This is a genomic window from Hydrogenophaga sp. (genome assembly GCF_051007235.1).
GTDB lineage: Bacteria > Pseudomonadota > Gammaproteobacteria > Burkholderiales > Burkholderiaceae_C > Hydrogenophaga.
On the sequence record NZ_JBPCSJ010000051.1, the window covers coordinates 1 to 5,809 of the forward strand.

Below are 5,809 nucleotides of genomic sequence, written 5' to 3' on the forward strand. Positions count from 1 at the left end.
CACCACCGGCGCGTCGGGCAGCGAGCCGTCGGCGTTCCAGGGCTTGGAGATCATGTTGATCACATCCATGCGGAAGCCGTCCACACCCTTGTCGAGCCAGAAGCGCATCACGTCGTAGACCTCGGCGCGCAGGCGCGGGTTCTCCCAGTTCAGGTCCGGCTGCTTGCGGCTGAACATATGCAGGTAGTACTCGCCGGTCGGCTCATTCCATTCCCACACCGAGCCGTTGAAGGCGGCCTCCCAGTTGGTCGGTGGTGTGCCGTCTGCTTTCGGTTCGCGCCAGATGTAGTAGTCGTGGAACGGGTTGTCGCGGCTTTTGCGAGCCTCTTTGAACCAGCGGTGCTCGTCCGAACTGTGGTTGACGACCAGGTCCATCACCAGCCGGATGCCGCGCGCGTGCATCGCCGCGAGCAAGGTGTCGAAGTCGGCCATGGTGCCGAACTCGGGCGCGATGGCGCGGTAGTCGCTGATGTCGTAGCCGTTGTCGTCCTGCGGCGAGGCATAGACCGGCGAGAGCCACACCACGTTCACGCCCAGGGCCTGCAGGTGGTCGAGTTTGGACGTGATGCCTGGCAGGTCGCCGATGCCGTCGCCGTTGCTGTCGCAGAAGCTGCGTGGGTAGATCTGGTAGACGACGCTGCGTTTCCAGTCGGCCTTGTGCGGCGTCATGGGCGTTGCAGCCAGAGCTGCTGGTACGGTTGTAGGGCAAGGCCGGTGCGCAGCTCGAAGCCACCGCCACCGACCAGGTCCACCATCTGCGCCGGCAGGGCGGCCAGCACGGCGGCGTCCACCGCCTGCACCTGTTCGCTGAAGTTGGCCAGCACCAGCACGGCGCCCGCGCCCTGGCCGCGCTGGAAGCCCAGCACCGCCGGGTTCTGCGTCCAGAACGGGGTGAGCGCGCCGCCCGCCAGCACCGTCAGGTGGCGGCGCAGGCCGACCAGGTGCGTCAGGCCGCCGAACATGCGGCCGGCGGGGGTGCTCGGATCGTGGCGCTGCGCGTAGCGCGCGGCGTCGCGCGGCGGGCGGTGCAGCCAGCGGCTGTCTGTGGCCTTGTGTGCGTCCTGGTGCCAGCCGTGGTCGTTGAGCGTGGCGACCTCGTCGCCCAGGTAGATCAGCGGGATGCCGCCGCTGGCCAGCACCATGCCGTACAGCAGCAGCAGGCGCGCGATGCCGTGCACGTCGCCCTGTTCCACGCCGCAGAGCGAGGCGGCGGTGCCGCTGATGCGGCAGTCGCCCGTGGCCGGGTTGTCCTGGAAGGGTTCGCCGCGCGCGAAGCTGCCGGGGAAGCGGTTGACGAAGAACTTGTTGAGGAACTGGCGGTGGGCGAAGCCGTCGATGCCGAAGTGGACGGCGTCTTCGTCGGCGAAGGTCCAGCCGATGTCGTCGTGGCTGCGCACGTAGTTGACCCAGGCGGTGTGCGCGGGCAGGGCGTGGCGGTGTTCCAGCGCGTGCTGCAGCAGGTTCACCTCGCGCGTGGCCAGCGAATTCCACAGCAGCGCCATCTGCAGCGGGTTGTACGAGACCTGGCACTCCTCGGGCGAGATGTAGCCGGCCACGTCGTCGGGGTGCACGATGGCCTCGCTCTTGAACAGCAGCGAGGGCGCGCCGATGCGGCACAGCGCGTTGTAGGCGCGCAGCAGGTGGTGCGCCTCGGGCAGGTTTTCACACGGCGTGCCGGGGCGTTTCCAGACGAAGGCCACCGCGTCCATGCGCAGGAAGTCCACACCCAGGTTGGCGATGAACAGCATTTCGCGCGCCATGGCGGTGAACACCGCCGGGTTGCTGTAGTTCAGGTCCCACTGGTAGGTGTGGAAGGTGGTCCAGATCCAGCGGCCGTCGGGCAGCTGCGTGAACGCGCCGGGGTGCTCGTCGGGGAAGATCTCGCGCACCGTCTGTTCGTACACGTCGGGCTCGGTGCGGTCCGGGAAGATCCAGTAATAGCCGCAGTGTTCGGCGTCGCCGGCCGCGGCTTTTTGCGCCCATTCGTGCTCGTCGGACGTGTGGTTGAACACGAAGTCCAGCACCGGGGAGATGCCCGCCTGCCGCAGTGCGGTGAACAACTGGCGCAGCTGGTCCATGCTGCCCAGCGCCGGGTCGGTCTCGCGGTAGCTGCTGACCGCGTAGCCGCCGTCGTTGTGCGGTTGCGGGCACCGGTAGGGCGGCATCAGGTGCAGGTAGGTCAGGCCCAGTTCGTTCTTCAGGTACGGGATCTGCTCCTGCACGCCCTTGAAGCCCCCGGCCCACAGGTCGGCGTAACAGACGCCGCCCAGCATCTGATTGGAGGCGAACCAGTCGGGGGACTGCTCGCGCTGGGCGTCCAGCGCCTGCAGGTCGGCCGGGCGTTCGCTCCAGCCCTCGTAGGCCACGCGCAGCAGGTTCTCCACCACCTGCTCGAAGTCGGGCCGGTCGCCGTACAGGTGCGAGAGTTCGCGCACCAGGCGGGGGCCGTGCACCGATAACCGTTGGGCGAAGGCGGTCCAGTGGGGTTGGGCGCGCAGGGACTGGGCGAGACGGTGTTCGATGCGGTCGAGCATGGGGGTGGGCGAAAGGATCAGGTCATGACACTGGGCGCGTCCATGCCCGTGTGGTGGCGGATGCGGGCCACGGCTTCGGCCAGCGCGACCAGCGGTGCCAGGGCTTCCTGTGCCGGGATGTCCTGCCGGGCGGCATCGGGTTCGTGGCGTTCCAGGTAGACGCGCAGCGTGGCGCCTTCGGTGCCGGTGCCCGAGAGGCGGAACACCACGCGCGAAGAGTCTTGCAGCACGACGCGCACGCCTTGTTTCTGGCTGACCGATCCGTCGACGGGGTCGGTGTACGAAAAGTCATCCGCCCACGCGATGGGCTGACCCGCGACCGTGCTGCCGCCCAGCGCCGCCAGCTTGGCACGCAGTTCCGCCATCAGGGCGTTGGCCTGTTCAGTGGGGATGCCGTCGTAGTCGTGACGCGAATAGACGCAGCGGCCGTGTGCGGACCACAGGCCGCGCACCAGCTGCTCGACCGACTGGCCGGTCACGGCCACCAGGTTGAGCCAGAACAGCACGGCCCACAGGCCGTCTTTTTCGCGCACGTGGTCCGAGCCGGTGCCGTAGCTTTCTTCGCCGCAGAGCGTGATCTGGCCAGCGTCCAGCAGGTTGCCGAAGAACTTCCAGCCCGTCGGCGTTTCGTAGCAGGCGATGCCCAGCGCCTTCGCCACGCGGTCGACCGCGGTGGAGGTGGGCATGGAGCGCGCCACGCCGGCCAGGCCTTTGGCGTAGCCCGGCACCTGGGTCGCGTGCGCGGCCAGCACCGCCAGGCTGTCGGACGGCGAGACGATGAAGCGCCGGCCCAGGATCATGTTGCGGTCGGCGTCGCCGTCGGACGCAGCGCCCATGTCGGGCGCGTCGGGCCCCATCAGGTGGGCGATCAGGTCGTCGGCGTAAGCGGGGTTGGGGTCGGGGTGCAGGCCGCCGAAGTCTTCCTTGGGTTCGGCGTGCACCACGGTGCCGGCCGGCGCGCCCAGCTCGCCCTCGATGATGGCCTTGGCGTACGGCCCACCCACCGCCCACATGGCGTCGTAGCGCAGGCGGAAGCCGCTGGCGAAGAGCCGGCGGATGGCGTCGAAGTCGAACAGCTCGCGCAGCACGGCGGCGTGGTCGGCCACCGGGTCGATCACCTCGATCGCCATGCCGTCCATCGTGTGCGTGCCCAGGGTGTCGAGCGGGATGTCGGCGGCGTTGCTCAGGCGGTACTGGGTGAGCGTCTGTGTGCGCTCGTGGATCGCCTGCGTCAGCTTCTCGGGCGCCGGGCCGCCGTTGGTGGCGTTGTACTTGATGCCGAAGTCGCCGTCCGGTCCGCCCGGGTTGTGGCTGGCCGAGAGGATGATGCCGCCGTTGGCGCCGCGCCGGCGGATCACCGCGCTGGTGGCCGGCGTGGAGAGGATGCCGCCCTGGCCTACCAGCACCTGGGCGTAACCGCGCGCGGCCGCCATCTTCAGGATGGTCTGCACCGCCGTCCGGTTGTGGAAGCGGCCGTCGCCCCCCAGCACCAGGGTCTGGCCCGTGGCCGGCGCGTCGCCGTGCAGCACGTCGAACAGGGCCTGGACGAAGTTCTCCAGGTAGTGCGGCTGCTGGAACACGGTGACCTTCTTGCGCAGGCCGGAGGTGCCGGGCAGCTGGCCGGCGAAAGGGGTGGTGGTGACGGTCTGGATGCTCATGGGGACTCCTGTGGCGACACGTTATTCAAGGGCCAGAGTGCTCCGGCCGCAGGCGCCAGTGTCGCCCAAGCCGGGCGTCGGTCCAGTTGGTCAGGGGCGCTGCAGGAACAGGCCTCCGTAGGCGTCGCACTGCACGCCGTCGCCGTCGAGGCGGCCGCCCGCCAGGCCACTGCCGTTCAGCACCGAGGCGCCGCGCCAGTCGTCGGGCAGGGCCAGCCGTGCGGGCCGGTCGCTGAAATTGAAAACGCACAGCAGGGTCTGCTGCGCATGGCCGCGCACGAAGGCCAGCAGCTGCGGGTCGGCGGGCAGCAGGCCCAGGCTACCGTCGCGCAGGGCCACTTGCTGACGGCGCCAGTGCAGCAGTCGGGTGAAGAAGGTCAGCATCGAGTCCTGCGCACCGGCCTGGCGGTCCACCGCCAGCGCGTGGTGCGGATCGGGCACGGGCAGCCAGGGCTGGTCGCCGGTGGTGAAGCCAGCGTGTGCGGCATCGGCCTGCCAGGGCATGGGTGTGCGGCAGCCGTCGCGGCCTTTGAACTCCGGCCACATGGTGATGCCGTACGGGTCCTGCAGGTCTTCGAAGCGCAGTTCCGCTTCGGGCAGGCCCAGTTCTTCGCCCTGGTAGAGGCAGACCGTGCCGCGCAGGCTGGCCTGGAAGGCGGCGGCCAGGCGCAGCAGGCGCGGGTCGGGGTGCGGTCCGCCCCAGCGCGTGGCCGAGCGCACCACGTCGTGGTTGGACAGGGCCCAGCAGGGCCAGCCATCGCCCACGATGTCGTTGAAGCGCAGCAGGAATCCGTGCAGGAAGGGCGCGTCGTGCGCCTCGCCCAGCAGGTCGAAGCAGTAGGCCATGTGCAGCCGTCGTTCACCGTTCGGGCCGCCGGAGGTGTATTCGGCGACCCGCGCGAGCCCGTCGTCGTCGCCGATCTCGCCGACCATGGTGGTGTCGGGGTACTGGTCGAGCAGGGCGCGCAGGCGCTGCAGGAAGGGCAGGTTCTCCGGACGGCTCTTGTCGTAGACGTGGCGCTGCCAGCCGTAGGGGTTGAAGGGTTTGACCGCAGGGTCGGGGTTGTGGCTGTCGGGCTCGACGCGGCCCGGTTTGTCGAGAAGCTGCGCGTCGTGGAAGAAGAAGTTGACCGTGTCCAGGCGGTAGCCGTCCACGCCCAGGTCGAGCCAGAACTTCACCGTGGCCAGCAGCGCGTCTTGCACGGCGGGGCTGTGGAAGTTCAGGTCGGGCTGGCTGTTGAGGAAGTTGTGCAGGTAGTACTGGCAGCGGCGCGTGTCCCATTGCCAGGCGCTGCCGCCGAAGATCGAGAGCCAGTTGTTCGGCGGGTTGCCGTCGTCCTTGGCGTCGGCCCAGACGTACCAGTCGGCCTTGGGGTTGTCGTGGCTGCTGCGGCTCTCCTGGAACCAGGGGTGCTGGTCACTGGTGTGCGAGAGCACCTGGTCGATCATGACTTTGAGACCCAGCGCGTGCGCCCGCGCCACCAGGGCGCGGAAGTCGTCCAGCGTGCCGAACATCGGGTCGACGTCGTTGTAGTCGCTGACGTCGTAGCCGAAGTCCTTCATCGGGCTCTTGAAAAAGGGCGAGAGCCAGATGCCGTCGGCGCCCAGCGCCGCGAT

At 69.0% G+C, this 5,809-nt stretch carries 4 protein-coding genes; all 4 read right to left on the minus strand.

Going from position 1 to position 5,809, the window contains the following annotated elements; all coding sequences use genetic code 11:
- On the minus strand, nt 1–669 hold a 669-nt coding region (locus tag ACR2JA_RS01710; protein WP_434007415.1), incomplete at its 3' end, for an alpha-amylase family glycosyl hydrolase.
- Entirely contained in the window at nt 666–2,534 is a 1,869-nt protein-coding gene (locus ACR2JA_RS01715) for an alpha-amylase family protein (RefSeq protein WP_434007416.1), read from the minus strand. The genes ACR2JA_RS01710 and ACR2JA_RS01715, both read right to left, overlap by 4 nt.
- Nucleotides 2,535–2,551: 17 nt before the next feature.
- The gene (locus ACR2JA_RS01720) at nt 2,552–4,192 is read right to left on the minus strand and encodes an alpha-D-glucose phosphate-specific phosphoglucomutase (RefSeq protein ID WP_434007417.1); all 1,641 of its coding nucleotides are present in this window, start codon (nt 4,190–4,192) and stop codon (nt 2,552–2,554) included.
- A gap of 90 nt (nt 4,193–4,282) precedes the next feature.
- Nucleotides 4,283–5,809 (minus strand): alpha-glucosidase family protein (locus ACR2JA_RS01725; RefSeq protein WP_434007418.1); only part of this gene is annotated, 1,527 nt, incomplete at its 5' end.